Genomic DNA, 26,484 nt, shown 5'->3' with positions numbered 1-26,484 from the left:
GTCAGTAGGCGTCGGCGAGGCCGTCGAGCGCCTCGTGGTGTTCGGTGGTGTGCGGGGCGGTGAGCGGGGAGACGGAGACGTGGCCGTCGACGACGGCGCGGCGGTCGGTGCCCGCGGGGTCCGGGATCTCCCCGGAGTCCATCAGGTCCCACATGCGGTCCTTCAGGACGACTGTCTCGCCGTTCCGCTCGGCGGTCATGTCGTAGCCGTGGGACGGCCGCGTCACTTTCATCTCGCCCGAGGGTTCGACGCCGGGGTGGGGTGCGTTCACGTTCAGGTAGTCGGCCTGCTCGAAGACGTCTGTCTCGAGGGTCTGCTCCGCGAGGTACACTGTCGCCTCGACCGCAGTCTCGTAGTCCTCGGGGTGGGTCTCGGAGCCGAAGTCCTCGCTCGTGAGGAACAGCGACGTGGCGATGGCTGGAACGCCGAAGAACGCCGCCTCGACAGCGGCGCTGACGGTCCCCGAGCGCCCGAGCACGTACATCCCGAGGTTCGCGCCCTCGTTGACGCCGGAGACGACGAGGTCGGGGTACGGCCCGATCGCCTCGAGGCCCGCGACGACGCAGTCCGACGGCGTGCCGCCGATGGCGTAGCCGAGTTCGTGCTCGTCGACGGTGACCTCGCGGGACATCGCTCGCCCCGTCGCACTCTGGTTGTCCGCGGGCGCGACGACGGTTACGTTGCCGACGTCGCGCAGGCCCTCGGCGAGCGCGCGGATGCCGGGCGCGTCGATGCCGTCGTCGTTGGTGACGAGGATTTCCGGACTGTCTGCCATTGGGCGAACGTCGGCGCCCCGGTGAAAAAGCGTATCGACGGCCGCCGACGGGGGGTGAACGACTGGGGAGGTGTATCGGTCAGCGGACGACGACGACCGGAACCGGCGACCGTCGGAAGATGGTCTCCGCGACGTTGCCGACGAGCAGGCGGTCCGCGACGGAGCCGCCGTGGCTGCCGACGACGACCGTTTCGAACTCGGGAGCCACGTCGAGGATCGCACGACTCGGGTGACCGACTCGGACGTCAGTCTCGATTTCGGTGTCGTGGTCGGCGGCGATTTCGCGGGCGCGCTCGCGGACCGGTGCCGCCCGCTCCTCGGCAGCCCCCGCGATGTCGTCCTCGAGCGCGAGCGCTGTCGCCTTAGCCCAGAACGCCGACGGCTCCCCGACCACGGTGAGGACGGTTATTTCGGCGTCGGGGAACACGTCCAGAGCGTATTCGAGGGCGTGTTCGGCCATCTCGGAGCCGTCCATCGGCACGAGAACGCGTGAAACCATACGGGAACAACGGGCGATTACCGCATAAACGTAGGTGGCGGGAGCGACGGTCCCCAGGGCTCTCACTCACAGCAGGAACGCGAACAGCACGTAGGAGCCGACGACCGAGAGCGCCGGTGTCGCGACCCAGAGGAACACGATTCTGGTGGTCGCCGCGGGGTCGAAGAGGTCCTCCGCGGTCAGCTCCTCGATGTCCTCCTCGCCGATGGGCGGGACGGACGGTGTCTCCTCGGTGGGCGTCTCCGGTTCGATACGCTCCTCGCTCGCCAAGTCGCCCACGGTCGTCCCGCCAGCACCGTCGTCCGCGTCCACGGACGGCGCCGCCAGCGCGCCCGTCGAGAGCCCCGGTCCGGGGTCCGATTCGACGGAGGGCGTGGCGAGTTCGGCGAGCGTGACGGCGCGACTCGCCCGCCCCCACCCGAGGCCGATGATGCAACACGTCGTGCTCACCGCGAGGCTGGCCGGGATGCCGAAGTACGAGAGGACGGTGATGATGGTCGCGCCGACCGTCGAGACGACGAGCGCGGCGAGGATTGGGAGGTCGGTGATGCCGTCCCCGACCGTCGCGAGCGTGCGGCGCGCGATGGTGAACCCGCCGAGGCTTATCGCCGCGACGGCGAGCAGGACGCCCTGGCTGGTGTCGACGGTCCCGTTGCCGACGAGCGGCGCGACGGCGTTCGCGGCGTTCGAGGCGCCGGCGCTGAACCCCATGTAGCAGGCGATGCCGAGCACGAGGAACGACGCCACGAGGTCGCGGGGCGACGCGTTCTGGTTGAGCCGTGGTCTCGGGAGGGACCCCGACCGGTCGACCTGTATCAACTCCCGCTGGAGGCGCGTGAACGACAGCCGCGCGTCCAGTTGCGGGTAGACGTACCGCCCGATGACGGCGCCGATGGCGAAGCCGACGAGCGGCGCGACAATCCACGCCGAGACGATGGTGAACATCAGCGCCTCGTTCAGCGACCCCGTTGCCAGCCCGAGACCGACGATGGCGCCGACGGCGGTCATCGACGTCGAGGCGGGCACCCCGTAGATGTTCGAGATGAGCAGTGAGAAGCCCGTGAAGAAGAGGACGCCGACGCCCGCCGCGGGCGAGAACTGCGCGGCGGGCACGATGCCGTCGCTCATTGTCGCGATGACGTTCCGTCCGATGGTCCACGCGCCGACCAGCGCGAACACACTGAACAGTCCCGCCGCGGTCGCTTTCCGCACGAGTTTGCTACCGACCGCCGGCCCGAACGCGACGCCCGTCGAGGAGCCACCGATGTTGAATCCGACGAACGCCGCGACAATGATGCCGACGACTGCGAGGACCGTGACCACGTCAGACAGCACCCCGCTCGGACGGCGCGTCGACGGCGCAGAACAGAGACACTCCCGCAGATGACCAGTGCATACGGTACGCTGTCGGCCGCCGGGGTAAAGAGGATTTGTCTGCCGGCCGCCGTCGCGGGCCTGCGCAGTGTGGGCTGATCGAGCAGGGTTCCGCCAGGTATTTTGTCGAACCGGTAGAAGCCTCGGCTCCATGACGGAGACGGCCATCAACCGTGAGTTCGTGGAGCGCCAGGTGGAGCGGTTGCAGTCCGCATACGTGGCCGTCCCCGTCGAAGACGAGACCGTCGAGGTTCCGACCGCGGAGTTCCCGGAGTACGTCGAGAACGCCCGCGACGGCTACGTCGGAAGCGCGTACGCTTGGACGGTGCGCCAGCCCGACCAGGCGGGCGAACGCAGCGAGAGCTACTCCGGCGGCGAGGAGACCCGCGAGCGGGCACTCGTGATTCTGCCCCGCGGCGAGTCGGAGTGGGGAGTGCCGGGTGGCGGTCTGGAAGGCGAGGAGTCCTTCGAGGAAGCCGCTCGCCGGGAGGTCCGCGAGGAGGCGGGCGTCGACTGTGAAATCACGGGGCTCTGGCACCTCCAGCACGCCCGCTGGCGCAGCGAGGACCCCGACGACGACACGGTGAGCCACACGCTACACGTGTTCTTCGACGCGGCGTACGCGGGCGGCCAGATTGCCGTCCAGGAGGCGGAGATCAACGGCGCAGCGTGGGTCGCAGAACGGCCGGCGCGTCTCGACGAGTTCGCCACGAGGCGGGCCGACGAGTTCTTCTAGGCGCTGTCGACGACTGTTTCCTCGTCGACGACGAGGTTGTACGCCTCCTCGTCGTCGTTCCAGAGGACGAGCGCAGACTCCACGGAGAGCAGGTCGCCGTAGTCGGCGTCGAGCAGGTCGCGGTTCAGGCTCGTCGGCCGAACGAGCACCGCGTAGCAGTCGTCGCGCTCGCTGCCGTCGCTGACCTTGAACAGCGGGTTGGCGTCTTCGTCCGCGAGGTTCCGGGAGAGTTTCGCGACCACCGTGTCCGTGCGGTCGGTCACCCGGTCGTCGGCGTCCGCGAGTTTCAGCAGGCGGTCCGCGCTCAACTCGACCGCGTGCTGGCGGCGGCCGTCCGTCCGCAACAGCGAGTAGGAGTACCGGACCTCGGTGTGGAGGAACTCCGAGGGGCGCTGGCTGGCCTCCGCGAGTTTGCGCTGGAACGCCGGCGCCTCGACCTCGGGTTGCTCGTCGAAGCTCCACCCGCGGTCCGTCGGCCGCTCCCCGGGCCAGAGCCGCGGCGTCGGGCCGTAGACCGTCGCCCCGCGCTGCTCTACCTCGCGCTCGACCTGGCGGAGTTGCGTGCTCGTGTTCTTGTCCGCGGGCGCCAGCCCGAGGAACGTGCCGTCATCGGCGAGACAGTCGAGGTAGCGCTCGACAACCGCAACCGGGTCGTCGAGTTCGCTCAGGACGCTGCACGCCATCACGAGGTCGTACTCGCCCTCGGGTTCGAACGCCTCGGCCGTCTCGCGGTGAATTTCGGGGTGGACGTTCCGCGGCGCCTCCGCGAGCAGTTCTTCGTGCACGTCGGCCGCGGCGCTCGGTTCGACGGCGTGGTACTCCACGAGCGCGTCCTCGGGCAGGAAATCGAACAGCCCGAGGGCGGGGCCGCCGATGCCCGCACCGAGGTCCAGGACGCGCAGATGTCCGGTCAGCAGGCCGTCTCGCGCCAGGTCCGCGAGCACGTACTGGACCGCCGCGTAGTACGTCGCGAGGTGGTAGACTGCGTAGCCGAGCGCGACGTCGCGGTCGTATTCGACGTCTGCCTGGCGGTAGTAGTCGTCCTTGAACCGCCGAATTGTCTCGCGTAACGTGTCCCCCGAGTCCCCCGTGTGCCACTCCGGTCCCCAGCGCTCGACGAGCAGGTTCTCCACGGCGCGTTCGTACGACGCTGGGAGCGCTTTGACGCCGTCGAACTCCGGGTAGACCGGATCCTCGCCGGCGGGGACGAACGTGCCGTCGTCGCGCTCGACGACGCCGAGTTTTGCGGCGTGCTCGCGGAGCACCTGCCGGACCACCGCGTCGTGTGGCTGGTCGGTGACGTACTCCCGGAGTTCGGCTGGGTCGAGCGGGCGGACCCCGCGGAGGTACTTCGCGCTGTCCAGGATCGCGTCTCTATCGACCGGCATCCTCGTACACCTCCGCGAAGTCCTCGGCGTCGGCGAGCCGGCGCGCGGCGGCGGCCACCTCGTCCGCGCCGCCGAACGTCTCCTGGATGTCGGCGTAGACCCCCGCGTTCCCGTCGGTGACGCGGTCCGCGAGCTCCGATAGCGACTCGTACACCGGCGTCGCCAGCTCCTCCGGCACGTCGTCGGCCGCGAGCGCGAACGCGAGCACAGCGGCGTGGGCCCGCCCCTGAATCGTCGCCATCGCCTCGTCGTGCTCCGCTGGTTCGACGTCGACGAGGTCGTTGCCCGCGGCTTCGAGCCACTCGCGAACCCGGTCGGTGGCCGGGCCGGGCGTGCTCGACGACACCGCGATTCGGCCCGGTTCGTGTTCCGGCGCGAACAGCGGGTGGAAACTCACGCGTTCGCGTGCGGGGGCCGCCGTCGCCATCGCGCGCAGCGGCGCCTCCATCGCGCCAGTGAAGTCCACGACGGCCTGCTGGGCCTTCCCCGCGTGGTCCTCGATGGCGGTGGCAGCGGCGCTCATCGGCACCGCGACGGCGACCAGCCCGAAGGACTCGTCGGCGTCGAGCGACACCGTCCTGGCACAGCCGTCGTGTGCTTCGGCGGCCGCCGCGGCGCGCTCGTCGTCCACGTCGGCGAACGCCACCGGTGCGTCCGCTAGCGCCGCGAACCACCGTCCGACGTCGCCGGCCCCCACCACGAGTACGTCCATCGACCGACGGTTGCGTCCCGGTCGGCAAAAGGCGTTCGCTCGCCGACGCGTGGATTTTTATCCCTCCGCTGTATCCCCGAAACCATGTCGGCCGTCGACGACCACCTCGCCGCGCCCGTTACCGCCCGACGCTGGCTGGTCCCGGCGCTCGGGGTGACACTGACGGGCGCGGCACTCGCCCACTTCGCCACTCACGTCTCACCGGCCCCCATGGTGGCGGTCGCGACGATACTGCCGGCGCTCGCGCTGCTCGGCTACGGACTCTGGTTCTGGTTGCGCGCGCCCGCCGGCGCCCGGGGGGACGCGGTCTTCGCGTGGGCTATCGGCGGTGCGGGGGTCGTCCTCACGCTCGACCTCTGGGCCGTCCTCGTCGGTGCGTACGGCGTCGAGGCGACGCTACCACACGTGGTCATCCAGCACGTGAGCACCGGCGCGCTGGGTGCCGCAATCGCGGGGACGTACAGCGACCGGGACCGCTGGCGGGCTGGGTCGCACCTCCGCCTCCTGCGCGCGCTCGACGCGGCCATGGACGGCATCGCGGTGCTCGACGACTCCGGGACGGTCTCCTACGCGAACGCGGCGTTCGCCGAGGGGTACGGCGCCGACAGTCCCGCCAGCATCGTCGGCGAACCGTGGCAGGTCTGTTACCCGGAGGCCACCCGCGAGCGCGTCTCGGCCGTGCTCGAGGAGTTCGACGCTGGAGCGCAGGAGGAGTGGCAGGGGACGGTCACCGCCCGGCGCAGCGACGGGACGACGTACCCACAGGACCTCTCGATGACCGCGCTCGCGGGCGACGGCTACGTCTGGGTCTGCCGAGACGTCACGGGCCGCGAGGAACGCGAGCAGCGCCTCCGCGTCCTGAACCGCGTGCTGCGGCACAACGTCCGGAACGCGCTGAACGTCGTGCTCGGTCGGGCGGAACGACTCCGGGAGCGCCTCGGCGACGACGAGGACGTCGACAGCATCGTCACCGCCGCGGAGGACCTGCTGGCGGCCGGCGAGAAGGCCCGACAGCTCGAGCGCGCCCTGGAGGCGGGCGTCGGCCCGGAGGAACCCCTTGGCGAGATGGTGCGCGAGGAAGTAGAGCGGGTGGCCGAGGAGTTCCCCGGCGTCTCCTTCGAGATCACCGTGACCTGTGAGTTGGAAGCGGACAGCCGACTTCGCCTGGCGGTCCGGGAGTTGCTGTCGAACGCGGCCGAGCACAACGATGCCACCGACTCGATGGTGCACGTCACCGTCGAACCGGACCCACCGATGGTGCGCGTCGGGGACAACGGCTCCGGCATCCCGGAGCACGAGCGCAGGACGCTGGCAGGGGCCGACGAGACGCCGCTGCGCCACGGCTCCGGCGTGGGACTCTGGCTCGTCTACTGGCTCGTCACCCAGTCTGACGGCGCGGTGAGAGTCACCGAGGAGGGCACTGTGGTCGTGCGTCCGAACGCCGAACCCATCAATTAGACTACTGTATCGGGAAAGAACTAAACAACCCGACTGACTTGTACGGTCTGGAATGACACATACGGCGACGGTCCTCGTCGTCGAGGACGAACGCGAACTCGCGGACCTGTTCGCCGACTGGCTCAGTCCCAGCTACGACGTGCGGACGGCGTACACCGCCAGTAGCGCCCTCGACCAGTTCGACGAGGACGTTGACGTGGTGTTGCTCGACCGTAGACTCCCGGAGAGCTCCGGGGACGACGTACTACAGACCGTCCGCCAGCAAGGCAACGACTGCCAGGTCGCGATGGTGACGGCCGTCGACCCGGACTTCGACATCCTCGAACTCGGGTTCGACGCCTACGTCGTGAAGCCCGTCGACCGCGAGGACCTCGAGACGCTCGTCAGTCAGCTACTCGCACGCTCGCTGTACAGCGAAGAGGTGCAGAGCTACTTCTCGCTCGCCTCGAAGCGCGCCACCCTCGAGACGTCGAAGACCGAGGACGAACTCGTCGACGACGAGCGCTACCAGTCGCTGTGCGCGGAGCTGGCGGAGAAGCGGTCGAATCTCGACCGGATGGTCAGGAAGCTCGACGAGTCGGACTTCCTCGCGGTGTTCAACGACCTCAGCGAGGAGAACACCGACACCCGCAGCTGAGCGATTACTCCACGAGCGAGATGGGGTAGTCGGCCAGGTTCTCGTAGCCGTCCTCGGTGACGACGACGATGTCCTCGATGCGGACGCCACCGACGTCAGGGTCGTACAGGCCAGGTTCTATGGTGACGACGTGGCCAGCCCGGAGTTCGTCGCCGCCGCGGGAAACGCCCGGCTTCTCGTGGACGTCGAGGCCGACGCCGTGGCCCGTCGAGTGGATGAACCCGATCTCCGTCTCCGGGTCCGTGAAGATGGTCGGGTGGCCGTGCTTCTGGTAGACGTCGACGACGGCCTGGTTGACCGCCTCGCTCGGGACGCCGGGACCGACGGCGTCGAGGGCCGCCTCCAGCGCCTCCTGTGTCACGTCGTACCACTCCTGTTGCGTCTCGGAGGGCGTGCCGTTGAGGAACGTCCGCGTCATGTCGCTGTGGTACTTCGAGGCCTTGTCCCGAGGGAAGATGTCGACGATGACGAACTCGTCGGCTTCGAGCGGGCCGCTGCCGCGGTTGTGCGGGTCGGCGGCGTCGTTCCCGCAGGCGACGATGGTCTCGTCGAGCGAACAGTCGTTGCGGAGCAGCGTGATCTCGATCTCCTGGCGCACGAACTCGCTGGTGAGCGGTTCGCCGTCGTGGTGGAGGACGCCGTCGACGACGTCCGCACCCCGGATTAGTTCCTCGGCGCGTGCCATCGCCGCTTCGTTGGCGCGCTGGGCGCGGCGGACGTGCTCTACCTCCTCTTCGGTCTTCACCGCGCGGATGTCCATCACGACGTTGTCGTCGTCCGGGTCGAGCGAGAGCCCCTCCTCGCGGAGCGCGTCCGCGACGCCGAGGGGGAAGCTCTGGTTCGTGTCGACAGCCTCGCAACCGAGGTCCGCGAGGAACTCCGCACGAACCAGGTGTCCTGCCTTCTCGGGACCGTGTTCGGCGCGCTTCTCGGCGAGGTCGTAGTCCGAGAACCGCTTGACGACGTCCGCTCGGCTCTCCCTGGTTGCGCGACCGTACTCGAGCGACGACGCGAGGATACCGGTGGCGTCGGGCGTGTAGACGGCGAAGAACGGGTCGGGGGCGCCGAAGCCGGTGACGTAGTAGAGGTCGGAGTTCGAGGCGTCGTCGTAGAACGCGTAGCCGTCGAGTCCCCGTTCGTCGAGGTACTCGTCGAGTCGAGAGAGGTCGGGGTCCATGCCACCGAGTCGTGGAGGTGGCACCTAAACGCTACCGCCTCCGGAACCCTATTGGGTGGGCGCGCCGTCCTCGCGCCCATGGAAGCCACTGTCGGGAACTCGCGGGTGAGCGGCGCCGCGCGCGCCCCGCCCTCGAAGAGCTACACGCACCGCGCGCTGCTCGCGGCGGGGTACGCCGACGGCGCGCTAGTCCGCAACCCGCTGAAAAGCGCGGACACCCGGGCGACCGCGGCGGCCGTCGAGGCGTTCGGGGGCAGCGAAAACCGCGAGGGCGACGACTGGGACGTGACCGGGTTCAGCGGCGACCCATCGGTCCCGGCGGATGTCGTCGACTGCGAGAACTCCGGTACGACGATGCGCCTGGTCACGGGGACCGCGGCACTCGCCGACGGAACCACGGTCCTCACCGGCGACGAATCGCTGCGCTCGCGCCCCCACGGACCACTCCTCGACGCCATCGAGTCCCTCGGCGGAGGCGCGCGCTCCACGCGGGGCAACGGCCAGGCGCCGCTCGTCGTCGACGGCCCCATCGAGGGCGGGCGCGTCGAGATGCCCGGCGACGTCTCCTCGCAGTTCGTCACCTCGCTGATCATGGCCGGCGCCGCCACCGAGGATGGCATCGACGTCGAGTTGACGACGGAGCTGAAGTCCGCGCCCTACGTCGACATCACCCTCGACGTGCTGGCGGACTTCGGCGTCGAGGCCGCGGAGACCGAGGCGGGCTACCGCGTCGATGGGGAGCAGACCTACGACCCCGCCGGGGGCGAGTACGACGTCCCGGGCGACTTCTCCTCGGCCTCCTACCTGCTCGCAGCGGGCGCGCTCGCTGCCGACGGCGACGTCGTCGTCGAAGGCGCGTACCCCAGCGCACAGGGAGACACCGCCATCGTGGACGTCCTCGAACAGATGGGCGCGGACGTCGACTGGCACGAAGACGACGGCGAAATCGTCGTCCGCCAGTCCGCGCTCTCCGGCGTCACGGTGGACGTCGCGGACACGCCCGACCTCCTGCCGACGCTCGCCGTCCTCGGCGCTGCCGCCGACGGCACGATGCGCATCACGGACGCCGAGCACGTCCGCTACAAGGAGACCGACCGTGTGAGCGCGATGGCCGATGAACTCACGAAGATGGGCGTGAAGACGGAGGAGCGCCCGGACGAACTGCTCGTCCACGGCGGCGACTCCGACCTCGTCGGCGCGCACGTCGACGGCCGCGGCGACCACCGTCTCGTGATGGCGCTCGCCGTCGCTGGACTCGTCGCCGACGGCGAGACCACGATAGCTGGCGCAGAACACGTGGACGTCTCGTTCCCCGACTTCTTCGAGGTGCTCGCCGGGCTCGGTGCCGACGTCGACCGGTAACAGCTGGACCGCTACTCGCGTTCGTCCGTCAGTGCGACCGTCTTCTTCCCGGGATGGTGCTCGACCAGCCCCACGTCCGCGAGCTTCGGGAGGTGGCGATGGTACAGCGAGATGCGAATCCGCTTCACCTCGTCGCTGGTCGCTCCCGGTTCGTTGCCGCGCTCGCGACGCGCCACCTCGCGGACGAGTTCGGTCAGCGTGAGTTCTGACTCGGCTTCCTCCAGGGTCGAGAGCACGTGACGACGCCGTTCGTTCGCTAGCGCGCTATGAATCTGAGCCTCGGTTCCTGCACCGTCCACCCGCATCGACTCTGCCATATCGAATATTGAAGGCCACCGCCGACAATAAGGACTTCACCTCAAGGATTAAGTACTCGCAAAAATGCTCGTTGGGGGCAGTTGGGTGGGTTTTGAAACGAATTGGCAATCATCTGCCTTCATTGTACTAGCCAGATATCGATAGAAACACCCCAGTTAGTCACCAGATTGCCCAGGCTGTCGGTGGTTCGCTGGGCCGCCCACTGACCGGCACCCGTTGCGCGTACTGCAAGCACTAAATCCCTCCCGCCGTATCCTCCCACAATGAACGGTAATCGCTTCGGGCGACTGTTCCAGGTCACGACCTACGGGGAGAGCCACGGTCGGGGCATGGGCGTCGTTGTCTCGGGCTGTCCCGCGGGACTCGAACTCGACGAGGAGACGATCCAGCGCGAACTCGACCGCCGGAAGCCCGGCCAGTCGATGATCACCACCTCGCGGGGCGAACCCGATGAGGTGACCATCAACTCCGGCATCCAGGACGGCTACACGACGGGGACGCCCATCGGGATGACCATCCAGAACAAGGACGCCGAGTCCGGGAAGTACGAGCCGTTCGTCACGGCCCCGCGGCCGAGCCACGGCGACTTCACGTACTCCGCGAAATTCGGCACCCGGAACTGGGGTGGCGGCGGCCGCTCTTCGGCGCGCGAGACGGTGAACTGGGTCGCCGCGGGCGCTATCGCCAAAGAGATCCTCGAGAAGGAGGGCGTGCAGGTGAAGGCCCACGTCAACCAGATCGGGGACATCGAAGCGCCCGAAGTGTCCTTCGAGGAGATGCTCGAACACACCGAGGACAACGACGTCCGCTGCGCGCACCCGGAGACGGCCCAGGAGATGCAGGAGCTCATTGAGGAGTACCAGGCAGAGGGCGACTCCATCGGGGGGTCGATCTACTTCGAGGTTCAGGGTGTGCCGCGCGGCCTCGGCGCCCCGCGCTTCGACAGCGTGACGGCCCGACTCGGACAGGCGATGCTCTCCGTCCCAGCGACGACGGCCTTCGAGTTCGGTCTCGGCCGCGAGGCCCGCGAGCGGACCGGGAAGGACCGGAACGACGACTGGGAGTTCAGCGAGGACGGTGACCCCGTCCCCGTGGAGAACGACCACGGCGGCCTGCAGGGCGGCATCACGACCGGCGAACCCATCTACGGCGAGGTGACGCTCCACGCGCCCACGTCGATTCCCAAGGAGCAGCAGACGGTCGACTGGGAGACCGGCGAGGAGAAGACTGAGCAGGTCATCGGGCGCCACGACCCCGTGCTGCCGCCCCGCGGCGTCCCGGTCGTGGAGGCGATGCTCAACCTGACGATTCTGGACTTCATGCTGCTCGGGGGCCGCATCAACCCGGACCGCCTCGACGGCCAGCCCGGCGAGTACGACACCGACTACCACCCGAGCAGTCCGCGCAACGAGTAGCGAGTTCGAGCGAAGCGGCTTTTTGCGAGGCGCCCCGAGTACCGGACAGATGGACGCCCACCAGCGCGGCCAGCAGAACCCCTACGGGATGGACGAGGAGTGCCGGAACTGTCCGGAACTCTGTGACGTCCGCGAGCGCGTCGTCCACGGCTACGGGGACGTGGGCGCGGACTTCGTCTTCGTCGGCGAGATGCCGAGCGCGGGCGCCGAGCGCACCGGTGTTCCGTTCACTGGCGACGAGGTGGGCGAGAAATTCCAGCACATCCTCGGGAGCGTCGGGCTGAACAACTCCCTCCCGTCGAGCGAGGACCCGGAACTCGACAACGCCTACCTCGCGTACCTCACGCGCTGCCGGCACCCGGACCGCGGGCCGACCGACACCGAGGTGACGACCTGCGAGCCGTACCTCAACGCCGACGTGCGGATGATCAACCCGGAGATACTGGTACCCGTCGGCCAGCGCGCACTCACCGAACTCGCCCGCGACCACACCACGAAGCCGGCCGAGTCGTTCGACGTCGAGGAGTGCCACGCAACGACCATCCGCGGGCGCGGGTTCGAACTCGCGCCGATGGTCCACCCCGCCGACCAGACCGACGACCAGACGGAGGCCTACATCGAGTTCTTCCTCGACCTTCTGGGGACGGACTACCGGCAGACGAAAGGGCGGCGCGGACGGTAGTCAGCCACCACTGCGACCACGGAAGGCGACGGGTTCTACCGCCAGTACGGCGTTCTCGTGTGCTTCGGACCCCCGGTTCCCAGGACGCCCGCGCCGACGACCAGGATGACGGCGACGACGAGGAACGCGAGCGTCGCGGCGTTCGAGAGCAGCCCGAGCGCCGCCGCCAGGGAGGCGACAACGCCGACCGCTGCGACAAGAATCGAGGCCAGTGCGAGCCCAGTCAGGGCCTTCCGAGCGTTCATCGACTGCTTTGTTTCGGGTACTCGGACTTAGTCGGTTTGGGCACGACGCAGTCGGCGGTCTACTTTGGCTCTGCTGGACCGGTATCACCGCGTTCAAGCCACCCGGGAACCCAGAAGCACGTATGACCGTCGTCGCCGTCACGATCGACCCGCCGCGGGAGGGACTCGTCCTCCCGAAGTTCCCCGGGACGTCGCCGCTCACCGCCCCCGAAGCGACGTCGCTGTACGAGGCGATGGCCGCCGACGCGTTCCTCGCGGCCGTCGAGAGCGGCGGCGAATTGCTCGTGAACTACCGGTCGGACGACGATATCCCAGACGAGCACGTCCCCACGGACGCCGACGCGGAGGCAGAAGTCCGCGCGCTCGTCGATGCAGTCCTCGACGACGAGCAGCGGGAGGACGCGCGCGTCGAGGTACAGGTCGGCTCCTCGAAGGCCGCTCGCGTGGGAAACACCGTCTCCCACCTGCTCGAACGCGAGGGCGTCACCTCCGCCGCTGCGGTCGAACCCGACGCGCCGCTGTTCCTCCGGAAGGACGTCGACAGCGCCGCGATGAAACTCCGACGCAGTCCGGTCGTCCTCGGTCCCGCTGCGGACGGCGACGTCTACTTCGCTGGGTTCACCTCCCCGATCGACTTCACCGGCGCCTACGACGTTCCACAGGTCGAGAGCCTGACCGCCCGCGCGCTCGACGCCGGCCACGACGTCGACTTCCTCCCGCGGTCGATTCGGGTCCGCACCGGCGACGACCTGCGCTCGCTCGTCGCAGAACTCAGCGCGCGCCGCGCCGCAGGCCGTCTCGTTCCCGCCCACACGGCGGCCCGTGTCGACGAACTCGGCCTCCGCGTCGTCGCCGAAGACGGCGACCCGACGCTCGTCCGCGAGTAGCCGACCGCCGGACAACGACAGTTTCAACCGTCCACCGTTCGTACGCCTGTCCGCGTGGTGAGGTGGCAGAGCGGCCTAATGCGCCGGTCTTGAAAACCGGTGGCGTCAGCCTCATGGGTTCGAATCCCATCCTCACCGTGTACCTTTTCCAGCGCGCGAGACACCGGCTCGCGCTCGCAAAAGCTACGCTAAAAGCACTCCTCACTCACTTCGCTAACGCTCCGTTCGTTCGTCGGCCTGCGCTCACTCCGTTCGCGCGGTGAATCGCTGGGCCTCGGGTTCTGCGAACCGCTCGGCCCGCGAATGCTCCCCTTGTCGTTTGGTCAGTTGGACGCGGAGTTTCCGCCTGTCCAGTGAGCGCTATTGAGAAACGGTTTTGGGGCCAGCGCGGAACCGTCCGTGTATGGCAGAGATGGAAGACCCCTCGGGGCGGAACTGGATTCACGACCCGGACGGGGAGAAGGGTAGCGAGGGTGGCCGCAACTACGGGCTCGCAGTGCTCTCGAAGATGACCGACGAGCACGAGGACTTCCCGCTGGACGCGGCGGCGTTCGTCGAGGAGTACGGCGACTGGCCGGTGCGACTGAACCACAAACTCGTCGTCTCCGTCGCGGACATCTTCGAGTACGTGGAGGTCGACGAGTTCGAGACGAAGGTCGACTTCCACAAGAGGGTCGGCGGGGCGCTCCGGGCGGGCGACTTCCTGGAGTACCACCCGAGCGCGTAGCTACTTCGTGTCGCCGACTGGCTGACTGCTGTCGGCGTAGCGCTCGCCGTCCTCGCGGGCGGCCCACGCGGCCATCTCCGAACTCTCGGCCTGTACCTTCTCCTCGAGGAGGTTCACCGCGACGGAGTTGGCGCCCTCCGGGATGATGATGTCGGCGTCCTTCTTCGTCGGTTCGATGAACTGCTCGTGCATCGGCTTCACCGTCGAGAGGTACTGCTCCATGACGCCCTCCAGGCCGCGACCGCGGTCGACGACGTCGCGCTCGATGCGCCGGAGGATGCGGACGTCGGCGTCCGTCTCGACGTAGATGTGGAGGTCGAGCATCTCGTTGACCTGCTCGTCGTAGAGCGAGAGGATGCCCTCGAGGACGATGACGTCGGTGGGTTCGACGGTGACGCGCTCGTCCTCGCGGAGGTGTTCTTCGAAGCTGTACTGGGGCATCTCGACGGACTGCCCGGAGAGGAGGGCGTCGAGGTGCTCGCGGAGGAGTTCCCACTCGAACGCGGACGGGTGGTCGTAGTTGACGTCCGCTCGTTCCTCGAAGGCCATGTGGCTGAGGTCCTCGTAGTAGTTGTCGAGAGGGATGAGCGTGACTGCCTCCCCGACGTTCTCCGTCACCTCGTGGGCCACCGTCGTCTTCCCCGCACCGGTCCCCCCTGCGATGCCGACGACGAACGACGGGATGGTCATTGCTACACGCACGGGGGCGAATCGTGTTGAATGCAGCGTTTCGCCACGGTGGACGTGTCGGCGGTCCTGGCAGTCCTCGTCTACCGCGTTCCCCCCGCTGCCGCAGGCCGTGAACGTAGGGGCGAAGTGGTGATACGCGTTACGGGAACACATTTTTAGCGCAGATACGTGTTAGTTGTTGACATGCCCCAACTAGCTCTCAGGGACGTGATGTCCCACGAGTTCGTCGGCGTGAGCGAATCCGACGCGCTGCTCGACGCGGTCGAACTGATGCGGGCCGAGAACACCACGAGCGCCGTGGTGCTGCGCGGCAACGAATCAGTCGGTCTCGTGACAACCGAGGCCATCCTCGACCTGCTCCTCGACGACGCACGCTTCGCCGACACCACCGTATCGGACGTCATGCGAGACACGCCCGAATCGCTCCCCCCGGACGCCGTCGTCGCGGACGCCGCGAACGCGATGGGGCGGACCGGCAACCCCCGGGTGCTCGTGACCGACGGGGACGGCGTCCGCGGCATCGTCGAGGCCCGGGACATCGCGCCAACCGTGGTGGGGCCCGCTCGCGAACAGCCACCCGAGGCCGTGAGCGCGACCGCCGGCGAGGACTCCGGTAGCGAGTTCGGCGACGGGTCGGCCCGCGAGGACTTCACCGAGGCACAGACCGACTACGCGGAGCAGGGCGTCTGCGAGAGCTGTGGGGGGCTCACGGGCGAACTCGTCTCGGTCAACGGCCAGCTCCTCTGCATCGAGTGTCGCTCCGTCTGAGCCGCCCGGCCGGTTTAGTTGACTGCTACCGTTCGTTAGTTCTACCCTCACGACCTCGGAGACAGTAACGCATATACAGGCCGCTAGGCTCCCTTTTCGTACATGGCGATACGGACCCTCGACGACCTCCCGGCGGCCGACGCTGCGGTCGGTGTACGGGTCGACATCAACAGTCCGCTCGCGGAGGACGACTCGCTGGCCGACGACGCTCGCTTGCGGGCCCACGTCGACACGCTGGCCGAACTGCTCGACGCCGGCGCGCGGGTCGCGGTGCTCGCCCACCAGGGCCGCCCCGGCGGTGACGAGTTCGCGCGCCTCGAATCGCACGCCGACCGCCTCGACGACCTTCTCGACCACGACGTCGGCTACTGCGACGCGACGTTCAGCGCCGAGGCGCGGGAGGCCATCGAGGCGCTCGACGGTGGCGAGGCGGTGCTGCTGGAGAACACGCGCTTCTACAGCGAGGAGTACATGGAGTTCGACCCGGCGCGCGCAGCGGAGACGTTCCTCGTCTCCCGGCTCTCCTCGGCTCTCGACGCCTACGTCAACGACGCGTTCGCGGCCTCACACCGCTCCCAGCCGTCGCTCGTCGGCTTCCCCGAACTGCTCGACTCGTACGCGGGTCGCGTGATGGAAGAGGAACTCGACGTACTCGGCGCCATCGAGGAGACGCCGACCCCGCGAACGTACGTCGTCGGCGGCGCCAAGGTGCCGGACTCGGTGGCGGTCGCCGAGCACTCCCTGGAGAACGGCCTCGCGGAGAACGTCCTGTGCACTGGCGTCGTCGCCAACATCTTCCTCGCAGCCGACGGCGTCGACGTCGGGCGCCGGAGCACGGAACTCATCCACGACCGGGGCTACGAGACGGAGATCGAGCGAGCGGAGGAACTGCTCGAATCCTACAGCGAGAGCATCCAGCTACCCGTCGACGTGGCCGTCGCGCGCGACGGCGAGCGCTGCGAACTCCCCGTCTCCGAACTCCCGCCCCGCGACGACGAGGCCGTGATGGACCTCGGGAGCGACACCATCGAGGCGTACGCGGACGTGCTCGCCGAGACCGGCACCGCCATCCTCAACGGTCCCGCCGGCGTCTTCGAGGACGAACTGTTCGCCAAGGGGACGCGCGGTCTCTACGAGGCAGCCACGCGGGCCGAGTACACCATCGTCGGGGGCGGCGACACCGCGGCCGCCATCCGCAAGTTCAGTCTCTCCGGGTTCGACCACATCAGCACCGGCGGCGGCGCTGCCCTCCGCATGCTCACGGGCGAACCGCTGGCGGCAGTGGAGGCGCTGCGCTGATGGACGTGACGGCCGCGACGGGCGGCGACGTCCCGGCCGTGGCCGACCAGTGGGTGGCGCTCGCCGCCGAACAGCACGACCACGGCTCGCACCTCCTCGCGGAAGAGAATCGCGAGCAAGCGCAGGAACTCATCGCGCAGTACGTCCACACCGGCGGCGTGGGCGTGGCGCGGCGGGATGGACTGCGGGTCGGCTTCGTGATGTTCCACGTCGAGACCGGACTGTACGAGACGGACGTGACGCGGGGCGTCGTCGACAACCTCTATGTGGTCCCGGACGCGCGGGACAGCGGAGTCGGGAGCGCGCTACTCGACCACGCGGAAGCCCAACTGCGCGAGCGGGATGCCGACGTGCTCGCCGTCGAGGCGCTGTGGGACAACGAGGGCGCCCGCCGACTGTACGAGCGCCGGGGGTACGACCCCAACCGTGTCACCTTAGAACGACCGGCCGAAAGCGATACGCACACAAAGGACCCCGACTAAGCCGGAACTGCGCCAAGGGAGCTTGGGTGGTTCAAGCACTCGATTTGTAATCGAGAATCCGTGCGTTCAAATCGCACCCTTGGCTTGGGAGACTCGACCGCGAGGAGAGTCTCCGATAACTCGAACGGCGAGCGCTGCGAGCCGTGAGGTCTGCGCCTCCCCCCTCCCTCACACCGCGACGCTTTTCCTCCACCGTTCCCACGGTACAGTCGATGACAGGCCCGGAGACCCGCGACCCGACGCGCTGCAAGGTCGGCCGCCTCATCGACGAGTACGACCTGTCGGGCGCGGGCGAGGAGCTCGAACGCCGGTGGACGGGGACTGGCGACGAGCGGACGAGTCTCCGGGCGCTCGCCGACGAATTCAACCGCCGCCTGCTCGCGACGGCGCTCGCCGACGTGGGTGCTAACCCGGTCGAACAGGACGTCGCGGCGACCTACGAGGTGTTGACGGGCGACGACGTCAGCGAGGGCGTGCGCACGCAGAAGCGCCTCGAACTGTCCCGGGAGGGCGTGGACGTCGAGGCGCTTCGCGAGGACTTCGTCTCCCACCAGGCGGTGCACACGTACCTCCGGGAGTACCGCGGCGCAGAGCGGAAAGACGACGGCGACCAGCTACAGCGGGACGTGGAGACGCTGCGGCGCCTGCAGTCACGCGCGGCGTCCGTCACGGCGGATGCCGTCGAGCGGTCGGCGAACACCGGACGCATCGACGTCGGCGACACCGACGTCCTGGTGAACGTTCGCGTGTTCTGTCAGGACTGCGGGGCGGACTACGACGCCGCCGAGCTGCTCGACCGGGGCGGCTGCGACTGCGACCAGTGAGTCCGCCAAGATGAAGAACTATATCTGACCGTGAGCTACGGAGAGTCATGGACGAGTCGGCCGCGCGGCAGTCCGCGGCACATCTACACGCGCGCAACGTCGGCGGTATCGACGAAACGGACGTCACGCTCGCCCCCGGCGTGAACGTCCTCGCGGGCCGGAACGCGACGAACAGGACCTCCTTCCTCCAGGCCGTGATGGCCGTCGTCGGGAGCGACCGCGCGACCCTCAAAGGAGATGCCGAGAAGGGAAGCGTGAGCCTCGAACTGGCCGACGAGCGCTACGAGCGCACGCTCGGCCGCGTCGACGGGACCGTCGCGTTCGGGGGCGACCCGCTGCTCGGGGACTCCGAACTCGCCGACCTCTTCGCGTTCCTCCTCGAGGACAACGAGGCGCGGCGCGCCGTCGAGCGCGGGGACGACCTCCGCGAAATCGTCGTCCGACCCGTGGACACCGCCGAACTCCGCCGGCAGATCGGCCGGCTGGAGACCGAGAAACGAGAGGTCGACGACGAACTTGCGACCCTCGACGACGTCGCCGCCCGACTGGAGAACCGCCGCCAGCGCGTCGCCGAACTGGAAGCCGAACGCGAGGACCGACGTGAGGAGCTGTCCGTCGCGCGTGACGAGCTCGCTGACGTGGAGGCGCCCGAGGGTGAGGAGTCCGAGGCGCTGGCCGACCTGAAGGCGACCCGGTCGGACCTCGAGGACGTCCGGTTCAAGCTCCGGACCGAGCGCGAGAGCCTCGAATCGCTGCAGGAGCAGCGTGCGGAGCTCCGAGAGGAGCGAGAGTCGTTGCCCACCATGGACGTCGAGGGGGAGACCATCGATGCCCGCATCGGCGAACTGCGCGGGCGGCGCGACGAACTGGAGGCCGAGGTCGGAGACCTCCAGGCAATCGTGCGGTTCAACGAGGAGATGCTGGCCGACGGGGAGGGCGTTCACGAAGAGATAGCAGAGGAGGTCGGCGCCGCCGAGGGCAACCGCGGGCAGCGCTCGGACGGCGGGACGCTGACGGACGCGTTGGTCGCGGAAGAGGGGACCGACGTCTGCTGGACGTGCGGGACGGAGGTAGAGCGCTCGCGCATCGAGGCGACCGTCGAGCGCCTGCGGGACCTCCGGGACCGGAAGCGCGCGCGGAAGGACGATTTCACGGCTGAACTCGAATCACTCACCGAGCGCAAGCGCGAGGCGGCCGACGTCCGGGAGCGACGCGCGGAGGTCGAGGCCGCACTCGACGCCGTCGAGTCGGAGATAGCGGAGCGCGAGTCACGCGTGTCGGGCCTCGAAGCCGAGCGAGACGAACTCGCAGTCGATGTCGAGGAACTGGAAGCCGCAGTCGAGGACGCGGGCGGCCACGAGACGGCGGTGGACCGCGCGAAGCGGGTCAACGAACTGGAGGCCGAACTCGACCGCGTGGACGCCGACCTCGCGGACGTCAGGGAGACCGTCGCGGACCTCGACGACCGCCTCTCCGAACGGGAGGCCCTGGAGGAGCGCCGCGCGGAGATCGTCTCGGAACTCGCCGACCTCCGGGACCGCGTCGACCAGGTGGAGAGCGAGGCCGTCGAGGCGTTCAACGGCCACATGGCGACGGTCCTCGAGATGTTGGACTACGACAACGTCGAACGCATCTGGATCGAGCGCACGACGGCCAGCCGAGACCGCCGGAGCGCAGCCGAGGACGCCGAGTTCGACCTCCACGTGGTCCGTTCGGCCGACGGAACGGCCTACGAGGACACTGTCGCCCACCTCTCCGAGAGCGAGCGCGAGGTGACGGGGCTGGTGTTCGCGCTCGCGGGCTACCTCGTCCACGACGTCTACGAGGACGTGCCGTTCCTCCTGCTGGACTCACTGGAGGCCATCGACGCCGACCGCATCGCCGCGCTGGTCGACTACGTCGCGGCGTACACCGACTTCCTCGTTGCGGCGCTGCTCCCGGAGGACGCCGAGGCAGTCGAGAACGTGGACAACCGCGTCACAGAAATCTAGTCGACACGAACGAGAGCGGTCCGCTGACGAGCGAACCTCAGGGAACGCTCGCGTGAGACAGTTTTAAGTCGACCCTCGAAGCAGACTGACATGAATGAGCGACGGGACCTCCAGCCCTCGACGCGAGTTTCTCGCTCTCGCCGGCTCCACACTGATTACGGCCACCAGCGGGTGTCAGTCGAGCGGCTCCGAGTCGACGACCACTACTGGCACGACGACCGGGGGAATCGAGACCAGCGAGAGAACCGAGACGACCGAGACAACCCAGGTGCCGCCGTCCGTGGCGGACCTGGTGGTCGAGTACGACGACCCACAGACGACCGAGAAACGAACGCTCACAGTGACCGGGAGCGTGTCCGCGGAGGCTGGCGTCGAAGCTGTGGCGGTCGCTACTGGGGACGCATCTACGACCGAACGGTTCGACGGTCCCAGCACCGTGTCGTTCGAGGCCTCCCTCGACGTGATGGGTGGCAGCGAGTACGAGGTCGTCGTGACAGCTACCGACAGCAACGAGGCGTCAGCGACCGAACGACAGGAGACGCGGTACGTCGGGGAACCCTCGGCGCCGGTCGGTGACGACCGTCTCGTGGGTGTGCACTACTACGGGTGGTGGGGGAACGGCGACCACTGGGACGCGGGCTACCCCGGGAAGCCGACCCTCGGCGAGTACGACGCCCAGGACCCCGCGGTCATCGAACAGCACCTCGAGTGGTGCCGGCAGTTCGGAGTGAATTGGCTGAGCCTCAGCTGGTGGGGCCCGGACAGCTACTCGAACGAGACGTTCGTCGACCACGTGCTTCCAGCCGACGCCCTGGGTGACGTACAGGTCTCCATCCTCTACGAGACGACGAACCGTCTCGAGCAGGACCCGGGCTGGAACGTGGACTTCGACGACGAGGCCAACCGCGAGCAGTTCGTCGAGGACGTGGAGTATCTCGCCGACGAGTATTTCGGCCACGACAACTACCTGCGAATCGACGACAAGCCCGTCGTCTACATGTACGTCGCGGGCGGGTTCATCGGCGACATCCGGGGAGCGTTCGACGCGGCAGCCGACGCAATCGGCGAGGAGCTCTACGTCGTCGCCGACATGCCGCTCGAGGTTCGAGAACCGGGGAAGGCCGACCACATGTTCGCGTTCGACGCCGTCTCCAACTACACGGGGTTCTACGAACCAGTCGAGAACGTCAACGAGCGCGTTCCGGAGTACTCGTTGGCAGAGTACCGGGACTGGCGGTTCGCGACCGCGGACACGGACGTCGACTTCATCCCGGGCATCATGCCCGGGTTCGACAAGACGGAGTGGAACGGCGACAGCGACAATCCGGTGATGGAACGCTCGCCGTCGTCGTTCCGGTCGTGGTGCAACAGCGTCCTGGACCTCGTCGACCCGGACCTGAACGCTGTACTGGTCACGTCGTTCAACGAGGGCCACGAGTACACGAACGTGGAGCCCAGCGAGGAGTACGGGACGACGTACATGGAGATTCTCGAGGAGGAGTTCGCCGAGGGAGACGGCGTGTACCTGAACCTCGACGCGTACGCCGATGTGGTGTTCTCCTTCGACCACACCGTAGCGGAGACGGAGTTGAACTCGGAGGCGGACCCGCGCTTCGCTCGGGACCTCGCACTCTACGTAGACTACCTCGAACTCTCTAACCCGAGTACAGGGTACGAGAAGCGAATCGACATGGGTGAAAAACTGCTCTACCCGTACATCGGCGTTGGAGTGTACGGAGGGTCTTCGAGTGGTGGGAAGCGCTGGTTCGGTGGCCAGGACGGGGAAGCCGAACTGTTCTTCGACCGCGAGGACGTGGCCAGGGCCTCTCGGCTCACCCTCGACGCGTCGGCCGCTCGGGACGGCGACCCGTTCGAGACGACGCTCTCGGTGGATGGAACGCGAGTCGACCAGCTGACAGTCACGGAACGACGAGATAAGCAGTACCACTTCTCGCTCGACCCCGACGAGTCGGGGTGAGCGGCGTTCAGCGGGAACTGGTACTACTGGTTCTTCCGCGCCTCACTCCAGCAACTCGCGGGCGATGATGTTCTTCTGAATCTCCGTGGTACCCTCGTAGATCTGGGTGATCTTGGCGTCGCGGTAGAACCGCTCGACGTCGAAGTCGTTGACGTAGCCGGCGCCGCCGTGGATCTGGACGGCCTCGTCGGCCGCCTCGACGGCGACGCGGGAGGCGAACTCCTTGGCCATCGACGCGAGCGCCGTGAGCTGCTCGTCCTTGTTCTCCACGCTCCAGGCGGACTTCTGGGTGATGGTGCGGGCGGCCTCGGTCTGCGTGCGCATCTCCGCGAGTTTGTGCTTGATGGCCTGGAAGTCCGAGATTGGGCGGCCGAACTGCTCGCGCTCCTTGGCGTACTCGAGGGCGCGCTCGGTGGCGCCGCGGGCGATGCCGACGCCCTGGGCGGCGACCATCGTGCGCGTCTCGTCGAAGAACTGCATCTGCTGGAGGAAACCGCCGCCCTCGGTGCCGATCAGGTTCTCCTCGGGGACGCGGACGTCGTCGAGGAGGAGTTCGGCGGTGTCGGAAGCGCGGATGCCCAGTTTGCCCGTGATCTTCTCGGCCTCGAAGCCGTCGCGGTCGGACTCCACGACGATCTGGCTGAAGCCGTTGTACCGGCCGCTGGCCTCGGGGTCGGTCTGGCAGAGCACGACGAAGAAGTCCCCGACGGACCCGTTCGTGATCCACATCTTGTTGCCGTTGATGACGTACTCGTCGCCGTCCTTCTCCGCGCGCGTCGAGACGCTGGAGACGTCGGAGCCCACGTCAGGTTCGCTGATGGCCGACCCCATGATGGCGTCGCCCGCCGCGATGGGTTCGAGGAACCGCTCCTTCTGGTCCTCGGTGCCGAACGCGATGATCGCCTCGGCGCCGAAGCCGGCGCTGGAGACGGAGAGGCCGATACCAGCGTCGGCAGCGAACAGTTCCTCGACGATGATGGCCGTCTCGACTGGCGAGTAGCCCGCGCCGCCGTACTCCAGCGGGATGCCCGGCCCGGTGAGTCCCGCCTCCGCTGCCTTCTCCATCACGTCCCACGGGTACTTCTCGGCCTCGTCGTACTCGCTGGCGACGGGAAGTATCTCGTTCTCGGCGAATCGACGCACCTCGTCCTGGATGGCTCGTTGCTCGTCGGTGAGTCCGAAGTCCATGTGTCGTTCTACCGTACAGCGGGACAAAAGTACTCGTAAACCGCCGACAATGTCCGGGCAGTTCCCGCCACCGACGAACTATCAGCAGTGCAACTGAAGCCGGTTTCCGGAAACCACCAAGGGGCGACGGGGTCTCGTGTCGTCTGCATGTCGAACTACGAACTGCCGCCGCTCCCGTACGACTACGACGCGCTCGAACCCCACATCAGCGAACAGGTGCTCACGTGGCACCACGACACCCACCACCAGGGCTACGTCAGCGGCTGGAACAGCGCCGAGGAGACGCTCGAAGCCAACCGCGAGTCCAAGGACTTCTCGGACTCGGCTGGTGCCATCCGGAACGTCACCCACAACGGCTCCGGGCACGTCCTCCACACGCTGTTCTGGCAGTCGATGAGTCCGGAAGGCGGCGACGAACCCGGGGGCGACCTCCGCGACCGCATCGAGGCGGACTTCGGCTCCTACGAGGGCTGGAAGGGCGAGGTCGAGGCTGCAGCCTCGGCCGCCGGCGGCTGGGCACTCCTCGTCTACGACAGCCACTCCGAGCAGCTCCGGAACGTCGTCGTGGACAAACACGACCAGGGCGCGCTCTGGGGTAGCCACCCCATCCTGGCGCTGGACGTCTGGGAGCACTCCTACTACTACGACTACGGTCCCGCTCGCGGCGACTTCGTCGACGCCTTCTTCGAGGTCGTCGACTGGGAGGAGCCGTCGGCCCGCTACGAGCAGGCCGTCGACCGCTTCGAGTAGCGGTCCCGCGTCGCTTCGACCAGCTCAACCCGTCCCCGAATGCTAAACACTCACTCGACCGTCGCGACCAGCAGGAACGTCTCCGGACGCACGGCCTGGTGGTCCACCTCGAACCCGGCGACTCCCAGCGCATCGGCCGCCTCCGCTGCGGTATAGCGCTCGTCAGTCGGCGGTCCGCTCTCGCCGGTTCCGGTTGCCGCCCAATCCACCACGACGAGGCGGCCGCCGTCGCCGAGCACGCGTCGGATCTCTGCGATCGCGGCCTCGCTGGCGAACTCGTGGTACGTCATCGTGGAGAACGCGGCGTCGACCGACCCGTCTGCGAACGGGAGGTCGTCGACGTCGGTCGTGACGAGGTCGACGTTCTCCGGGACACCCTTCTCGCGGTAGTAGTCGTGCATCGCCGACTGGACGTCGACGGCGTACACGTCGCCGGCGTGGGGTGCCACGTCGTCGGTGTAGAACCCCGTGCCGCTCCCGAGGTCGGCGACGGTGTCCTCGGGGGAGAGGTCGAGTGCCCACAGCAGTTCCTCCACGGAGAGAAACCGGTACCGATCCGCGGGCTGTTCCAGCTTGTCGGCCCGGGAGGCGTCGAACGTGTGGTGCCCCATCGTCAGAGGTTCTCGAACGCCTCGTCGACGAGTTCGCCGGTGTCGGCGACGATGTCGGCCATCTCCTCGCTGTCCGGCGCCATCCCAACCAGGCGCGCGATGCGCATGATGGAGACGTGGTAGACGCGCTGGAGGCCGGGTTCCTCCTCCCAGACGACCACGTTGCACGGGAACAGCGCGCCGATGCGCTGATCCGTCACGTCTAGTGCACGGTCGGCCATCTCCGGATTGCACGCGCCGAGCACGTAGTAGGGGTCCCGGTCCGCGCCCACCTTCTCGTTGAGCACCTCGGAGGGTGAGAACTCGACGAGCACGCCGAACCCCGCGTCCTCGAACACCTCGCGGGTGTGCTCGATTGCGTCCTCGTGGCTCATCTCGAGAGTCGTCTCTTCCTCGCCGATGTCGTCAGGCTCTATCTGTGACGGGTCGAACGGTACAGTCATCGTGTGTAGTATTGCGCCTAGCGGGACAAACTCTTTCGGGTCCGTTGCGGTCCGAGGGCCCCGAAATGCGATTCGGCGACTCGTTCAGAGCCTACCCGCCAGAATAACTCGAACTGGTAGCGGTCGTCCTCAGACGAGCAGTTGGACGTCGGAGTCGGCCATGTGCTGGACAGCCGTCGCTGCGCCCACGCCGACCGTGACGTCGTCGTAGAAGTCGTCCTCGTCGTAGTCCATCAGGTCGATGGTCATCTGGCACGCCTGGAGGTCGACGCCCTGCTCGAGGGAGAGTTCCACGAGTTCCTCGATGGTGGCGGTGCCGTTGTCGTCGACCTTCTTCTCCATCAGCTTCGTCGCCATCCTGTCCATGCCGGGGAGCGCGGCGAGCGCGTTCGGCATCGGCATGCTGGGGTTGCCGACGGCCGAGAGCTGCAGGTTCCGCGACTTCTCCTCGTGGAGGATGTCCAGCCCCCAGAAGGTGTGGAACACGACGACCTCCCAGCCGAACGCGGCGGCCGTGCTGGCGAGGATGAGCGGCGGGTAGGCCATGTCGAACGAACCCTGGGTGGCGACGATGGTCATCTTCTGCTGGTCGTCGCCCACCTCGTTCTCGAGGCTAGCTACCGTGTCCTCGAGCTCCTCGACACGAGCACGGAGCTCGGCCTCAGTCGTCGGTTCGCTGTCGACGTCTTCGGTGGCTGTTTCCGAACTCATGTTACGCCGTCTTCTCGACGTAGTGTTTGTAGACGTCGTCGTCCTCGACCTGGTCGAGCAGTTCGACGCCGTCGGTACCCTGCGCCCAGCCGTCGATATCGCTGAGGCTGCCGGAGTCGGTCGCCAGCACCTCGAGCACCTCGCCCTCCGTGAGGTCGTCGGTAGCCGACTTCGTCTTCACGACCGGCATGGGACACGATGCACCTTTCACGTCGAGCGTCTCCGTGATTTCGTATTCTTCGCTCATAGTGGGTCACCCCGATGTTGTGTATTGGAGCTAACTCACAATACCAACTGTGGGTGTAAAAGAATGCCGGTTCTTGTAATTCACGCAAACTACTGTAACCCGTTATATAT

General features: G+C 67.7%; 29 protein-coding genes and 2 tRNA genes. 17 read left to right on the top strand and 14 right to left on the bottom strand.

Annotated elements, in window-relative coordinates; all coding sequences use genetic code 11:
• Position 1 precedes the first annotated feature (1 nt).
• From HALDL1_09605 to HALDL1_09595, 3 genes are all read right to left on the bottom strand, one after another.
• Complete coding sequence (locus HALDL1_09605) at positions 2-775, bottom strand: 5'-nucleotidase (GenBank protein ID AHG03828.1); 774 nt, start codon at positions 773-775, stop codon at positions 2-4.
• Positions 776-854: 79 nt separating this feature from the next.
• Entirely contained in the window at positions 855-1,274 is a 420-nt protein-coding gene (locus HALDL1_09600) for a universal stress protein (protein ID AHG03827.1), read from the bottom strand.
• A gap of 66 nt (positions 1,275-1,340) precedes the next feature.
• Positions 1,341-2,597, bottom strand: a complete 1,257-nt coding sequence (locus HALDL1_09595; protein AHG03826.1) for an anion permease — start codon at positions 2,595-2,597, stop codon at positions 1,341-1,343.
• A gap of 202 nt (positions 2,598-2,799) precedes the next feature.
• Here HALDL1_09595 and HALDL1_09590 point away from each other — a divergent pair, with 202 nt between their 5' ends.
• Positions 2,800-3,384, top strand: coding sequence for a hypothetical protein (locus tag HALDL1_09590; GenBank protein ID AHG05269.1), 585 nt, complete (start codon positions 2,800-2,802; stop codon positions 3,382-3,384).
• Here the strand turns inward: HALDL1_09590 and HALDL1_09585 are convergent.
• The gene (locus HALDL1_09585) at positions 3,381-4,772 is read right to left on the bottom strand and encodes an S-adenosylmethionine-dependent methyltransferase (GenBank protein AHG03825.1); all 1,392 of its coding nucleotides are present in this window, start codon (positions 4,770-4,772) and stop codon (positions 3,381-3,383) included. The genes HALDL1_09590 and HALDL1_09585 overlap by 4 nt on opposite strands.
• A complete protein-coding gene (locus HALDL1_09580) occupies positions 4,759-5,484 on the bottom strand; it encodes a prephenate dehydrogenase (GenBank protein AHG03824.1) in 726 nt (241 codons plus the stop codon). Before HALDL1_09580 ends, HALDL1_09585 begins: the two co-directional genes overlap by 14 nt.
• A gap of 84 nt (positions 5,485-5,568) precedes the next feature.
• Here HALDL1_09580 and HALDL1_09575 point away from each other — a divergent pair, with 84 nt between their 5' ends.
• Both HALDL1_09575 and HALDL1_09570 read left to right on the top strand, forming a co-directional pair.
• On the top strand, positions 5,569-6,942 hold the full coding sequence (locus HALDL1_09575) for a histidine kinase (protein AHG03823.1): 1,374 nt from the start codon (positions 5,569-5,571) through the stop codon (positions 6,940-6,942).
• Between the two features lie 52 nt (positions 6,943-6,994).
• On the top strand, positions 6,995-7,579 hold the full coding sequence (locus HALDL1_09570) for a DNA-binding protein (protein AHG03822.1): 585 nt from the start codon (positions 6,995-6,997) through the stop codon (positions 7,577-7,579).
• Positions 7,580-7,583: 4 nt separating this feature from the next.
• Here HALDL1_09570 and HALDL1_09565 read toward each other — a convergent pair whose 3' ends face one another.
• On the bottom strand, positions 7,584-8,756 hold the full coding sequence (locus HALDL1_09565) for a peptidase M24 (GenBank protein AHG03821.1): 1,173 nt from the start codon (positions 8,754-8,756) through the stop codon (positions 7,584-7,586).
• Positions 8,757-8,834: 78 nt separating this feature from the next.
• Between HALDL1_09565 and HALDL1_09560 the strand changes: the two genes are divergently transcribed.
• A complete protein-coding gene (locus tag HALDL1_09560; protein AHG03820.1) occupies positions 8,835-10,118 on the top strand; it encodes a 3-phosphoshikimate 1-carboxyvinyltransferase in 1,284 nt (427 codons plus the stop codon).
• An 11-nt stretch (positions 10,119-10,129) separates the two neighbouring features.
• Here the strand turns inward: HALDL1_09560 and HALDL1_09555 are convergent, their stop codons facing one another.
• A complete protein-coding gene (locus HALDL1_09555; GenBank protein ID AHG03819.1) occupies positions 10,130-10,435 on the bottom strand; it encodes a hypothetical protein in 306 nt (101 codons plus the stop codon).
• 264 nt (positions 10,436-10,699) lie between these two features.
• Here HALDL1_09555 and HALDL1_09550 point away from each other — a divergent pair, with 264 nt between their 5' ends.
• Together HALDL1_09550 and HALDL1_09545 are read left to right on the top strand one after the other, a co-directional pair.
• Positions 10,700-11,851 carry a chorismate synthase gene (locus tag HALDL1_09550; protein ID AHG03818.1) on the top strand — a complete coding sequence of 384 codons (1,152 nt, stop codon included), beginning with the start codon at positions 10,700-10,702 and terminating at the stop codon, positions 11,849-11,851.
• Positions 11,852-11,900: 49 nt separating this feature from the next.
• Positions 11,901-12,533 (top strand): uracil-DNA glycosylase, encoded by a 633-nt coding sequence (locus HALDL1_09545; GenBank protein AHG03817.1) that lies wholly within the window; start codon positions 11,901-11,903, stop codon positions 12,531-12,533.
• Between the two features lie 35 nt (positions 12,534-12,568).
• Here the strand turns inward: HALDL1_09545 and HALDL1_09540 are convergent, their stop codons facing one another.
• On the bottom strand, positions 12,569-12,778 hold the full coding sequence (locus HALDL1_09540; GenBank protein ID AHG05268.1) for a hypothetical protein: 210 nt from the start codon (positions 12,776-12,778) through the stop codon (positions 12,569-12,571).
• 122 nt (positions 12,779-12,900) lie between these two features.
• Between HALDL1_09540 and HALDL1_09535 the strand changes: the two genes are divergently transcribed.
• The 3 genes from HALDL1_09535 (at position 12,901) to HALDL1_09525 (ending at position 14,392) form a co-directional block, all read left to right on the top strand.
• Positions 12,901-13,665, top strand: coding sequence for a hypothetical protein (locus tag HALDL1_09535; GenBank protein AHG03816.1), 765 nt, complete (start codon positions 12,901-12,903; stop codon positions 13,663-13,665).
• 56 nt (positions 13,666-13,721) lie between these two features.
• Positions 13,722-13,803, top strand: a tRNA-Ser gene (locus HALDL1_09530).
• Positions 13,804-14,068: 265 nt separating this feature from the next.
• Positions 14,069-14,392 carry a hypothetical protein gene (locus tag HALDL1_09525; protein ID AHG03815.1) on the top strand — a complete coding sequence of 108 codons (324 nt, stop codon included), beginning with the start codon at positions 14,069-14,071 and terminating at the stop codon, positions 14,390-14,392.
• Here the strand turns inward: HALDL1_09525 and HALDL1_09520 are convergent, their stop codons facing one another.
• The gene (locus HALDL1_09520) at positions 14,393-15,082 is read right to left on the bottom strand and encodes a uridine/cytidine kinase (protein ID AHG03814.1); all 690 of its coding nucleotides are present in this window, start codon (positions 15,080-15,082) and stop codon (positions 14,393-14,395) included.
• 210 nt (positions 15,083-15,292) lie between these two features.
• On the opposite strand from HALDL1_09520, the gene HALDL1_09515 reads away from it, so the two are divergent.
• The 7 genes from HALDL1_09515 (at position 15,293) to HALDL1_09485 (ending at position 22,424) form a co-directional block, all read left to right on the top strand.
• Positions 15,293-15,850: a hypothetical protein gene (locus HALDL1_09515; GenBank protein AHG05267.1), complete on the top strand. Its 558-nt coding sequence runs from the start codon at positions 15,293-15,295 to the stop codon at positions 15,848-15,850.
• 102 nt (positions 15,851-15,952) lie between these two features.
• On the top strand, positions 15,953-17,149 hold the full coding sequence (locus HALDL1_09510; GenBank protein AHG03813.1) for a phosphoglycerate kinase: 1,197 nt from the start codon (positions 15,953-15,955) through the stop codon (positions 17,147-17,149).
• Positions 17,149-17,631, top strand: coding sequence for a sporulation protein (locus HALDL1_09505; GenBank protein AHG03812.1), 483 nt, complete (start codon positions 17,149-17,151; stop codon positions 17,629-17,631). The genes HALDL1_09510 and HALDL1_09505 overlap by 1 nt, the downstream gene beginning before the upstream one ends.
• An 11-nt stretch (positions 17,632-17,642) precedes the next feature.
• Positions 17,643-17,716: transfer RNA gene (locus HALDL1_09500), tRNA-Thr, on the top strand.
• Between the two features lie 127 nt (positions 17,717-17,843).
• Positions 17,844-18,455, top strand: coding sequence for a hypothetical protein (locus tag HALDL1_09495; GenBank protein ID AHG03811.1), 612 nt, complete (start codon positions 17,844-17,846; stop codon positions 18,453-18,455).
• Between the two features lie 47 nt (positions 18,456-18,502).
• Positions 18,503-20,446, top strand: coding sequence for a chromosome segregation protein SMC (locus HALDL1_09490; GenBank protein ID AHG03810.1), 1,944 nt, complete (start codon positions 18,503-18,505; stop codon positions 20,444-20,446).
• Positions 20,447-20,540: 94 nt separating this feature from the next.
• Positions 20,541-22,424, top strand: coding sequence for a hypothetical protein (locus HALDL1_09485; GenBank protein AHG05266.1), 1,884 nt, complete (start codon positions 20,541-20,543; stop codon positions 22,422-22,424).
• Positions 22,425-22,466: 42 nt separating this feature from the next.
• Here HALDL1_09485 and HALDL1_09480 read toward each other — a convergent pair whose 3' ends face one another.
• Positions 22,467-23,612 carry an acyl-CoA dehydrogenase gene (locus HALDL1_09480; GenBank protein ID AHG03809.1) on the bottom strand — a complete coding sequence of 382 codons (1,146 nt, stop codon included), beginning with the start codon at positions 23,610-23,612 and terminating at the stop codon, positions 22,467-22,469.
• Between the two features lie 147 nt (positions 23,613-23,759).
• Between HALDL1_09480 and HALDL1_09475 the strand changes: the two genes are divergently transcribed.
• Positions 23,760-24,362 (top strand): superoxide dismutase, encoded by a 603-nt coding sequence (locus HALDL1_09475; protein ID AHG03808.1) that lies wholly within the window; start codon positions 23,760-23,762, stop codon positions 24,360-24,362.
• A 50-nt stretch (positions 24,363-24,412) separates the two neighbouring features.
• On the opposite strand, the gene HALDL1_09470 is transcribed toward HALDL1_09475, so the two are convergent.
• The 4 genes from HALDL1_09470 to HALDL1_09455 form a co-directional block, all read right to left on the bottom strand.
• A complete protein-coding gene (locus HALDL1_09470; protein AHG03807.1) occupies positions 24,413-24,973 on the bottom strand; it encodes an S-adenosylmethionine-dependent methyltransferase in 561 nt (186 codons plus the stop codon).
• A 2-nt stretch (positions 24,974-24,975) separates the two neighbouring features.
• On the bottom strand, positions 24,976-25,416 hold the full coding sequence (locus HALDL1_09465; GenBank protein AHG03806.1) for a hypothetical protein: 441 nt from the start codon (positions 25,414-25,416) through the stop codon (positions 24,976-24,978).
• Between the two features lie 129 nt (positions 25,417-25,545).
• Positions 25,546-26,127, bottom strand: a complete 582-nt coding sequence (locus HALDL1_09460; GenBank protein AHG03805.1) for a hypothetical protein — start codon at positions 26,125-26,127, stop codon at positions 25,546-25,548.
• A gap of 1 nt (position 26,128) precedes the next feature.
• The gene (locus HALDL1_09455; GenBank protein ID AHG03804.1) at positions 26,129-26,374 is read right to left on the bottom strand and encodes a hypothetical protein; all 246 of its coding nucleotides are present in this window, start codon (positions 26,372-26,374) and stop codon (positions 26,129-26,131) included.
• Positions 26,375-26,484: the final 110 nt, after the last annotated feature.

Source organism: Halobacterium sp. DL1, from assembly GCA_000230955.3.
GTDB lineage: Archaea > Halobacteriota > Halobacteria > Halobacteriales > Halobacteriaceae > Halobacterium.
Note: the sequence above shows the minus strand (reverse complement) of the source record. Positions and strands in the feature narration are given on the sequence as shown.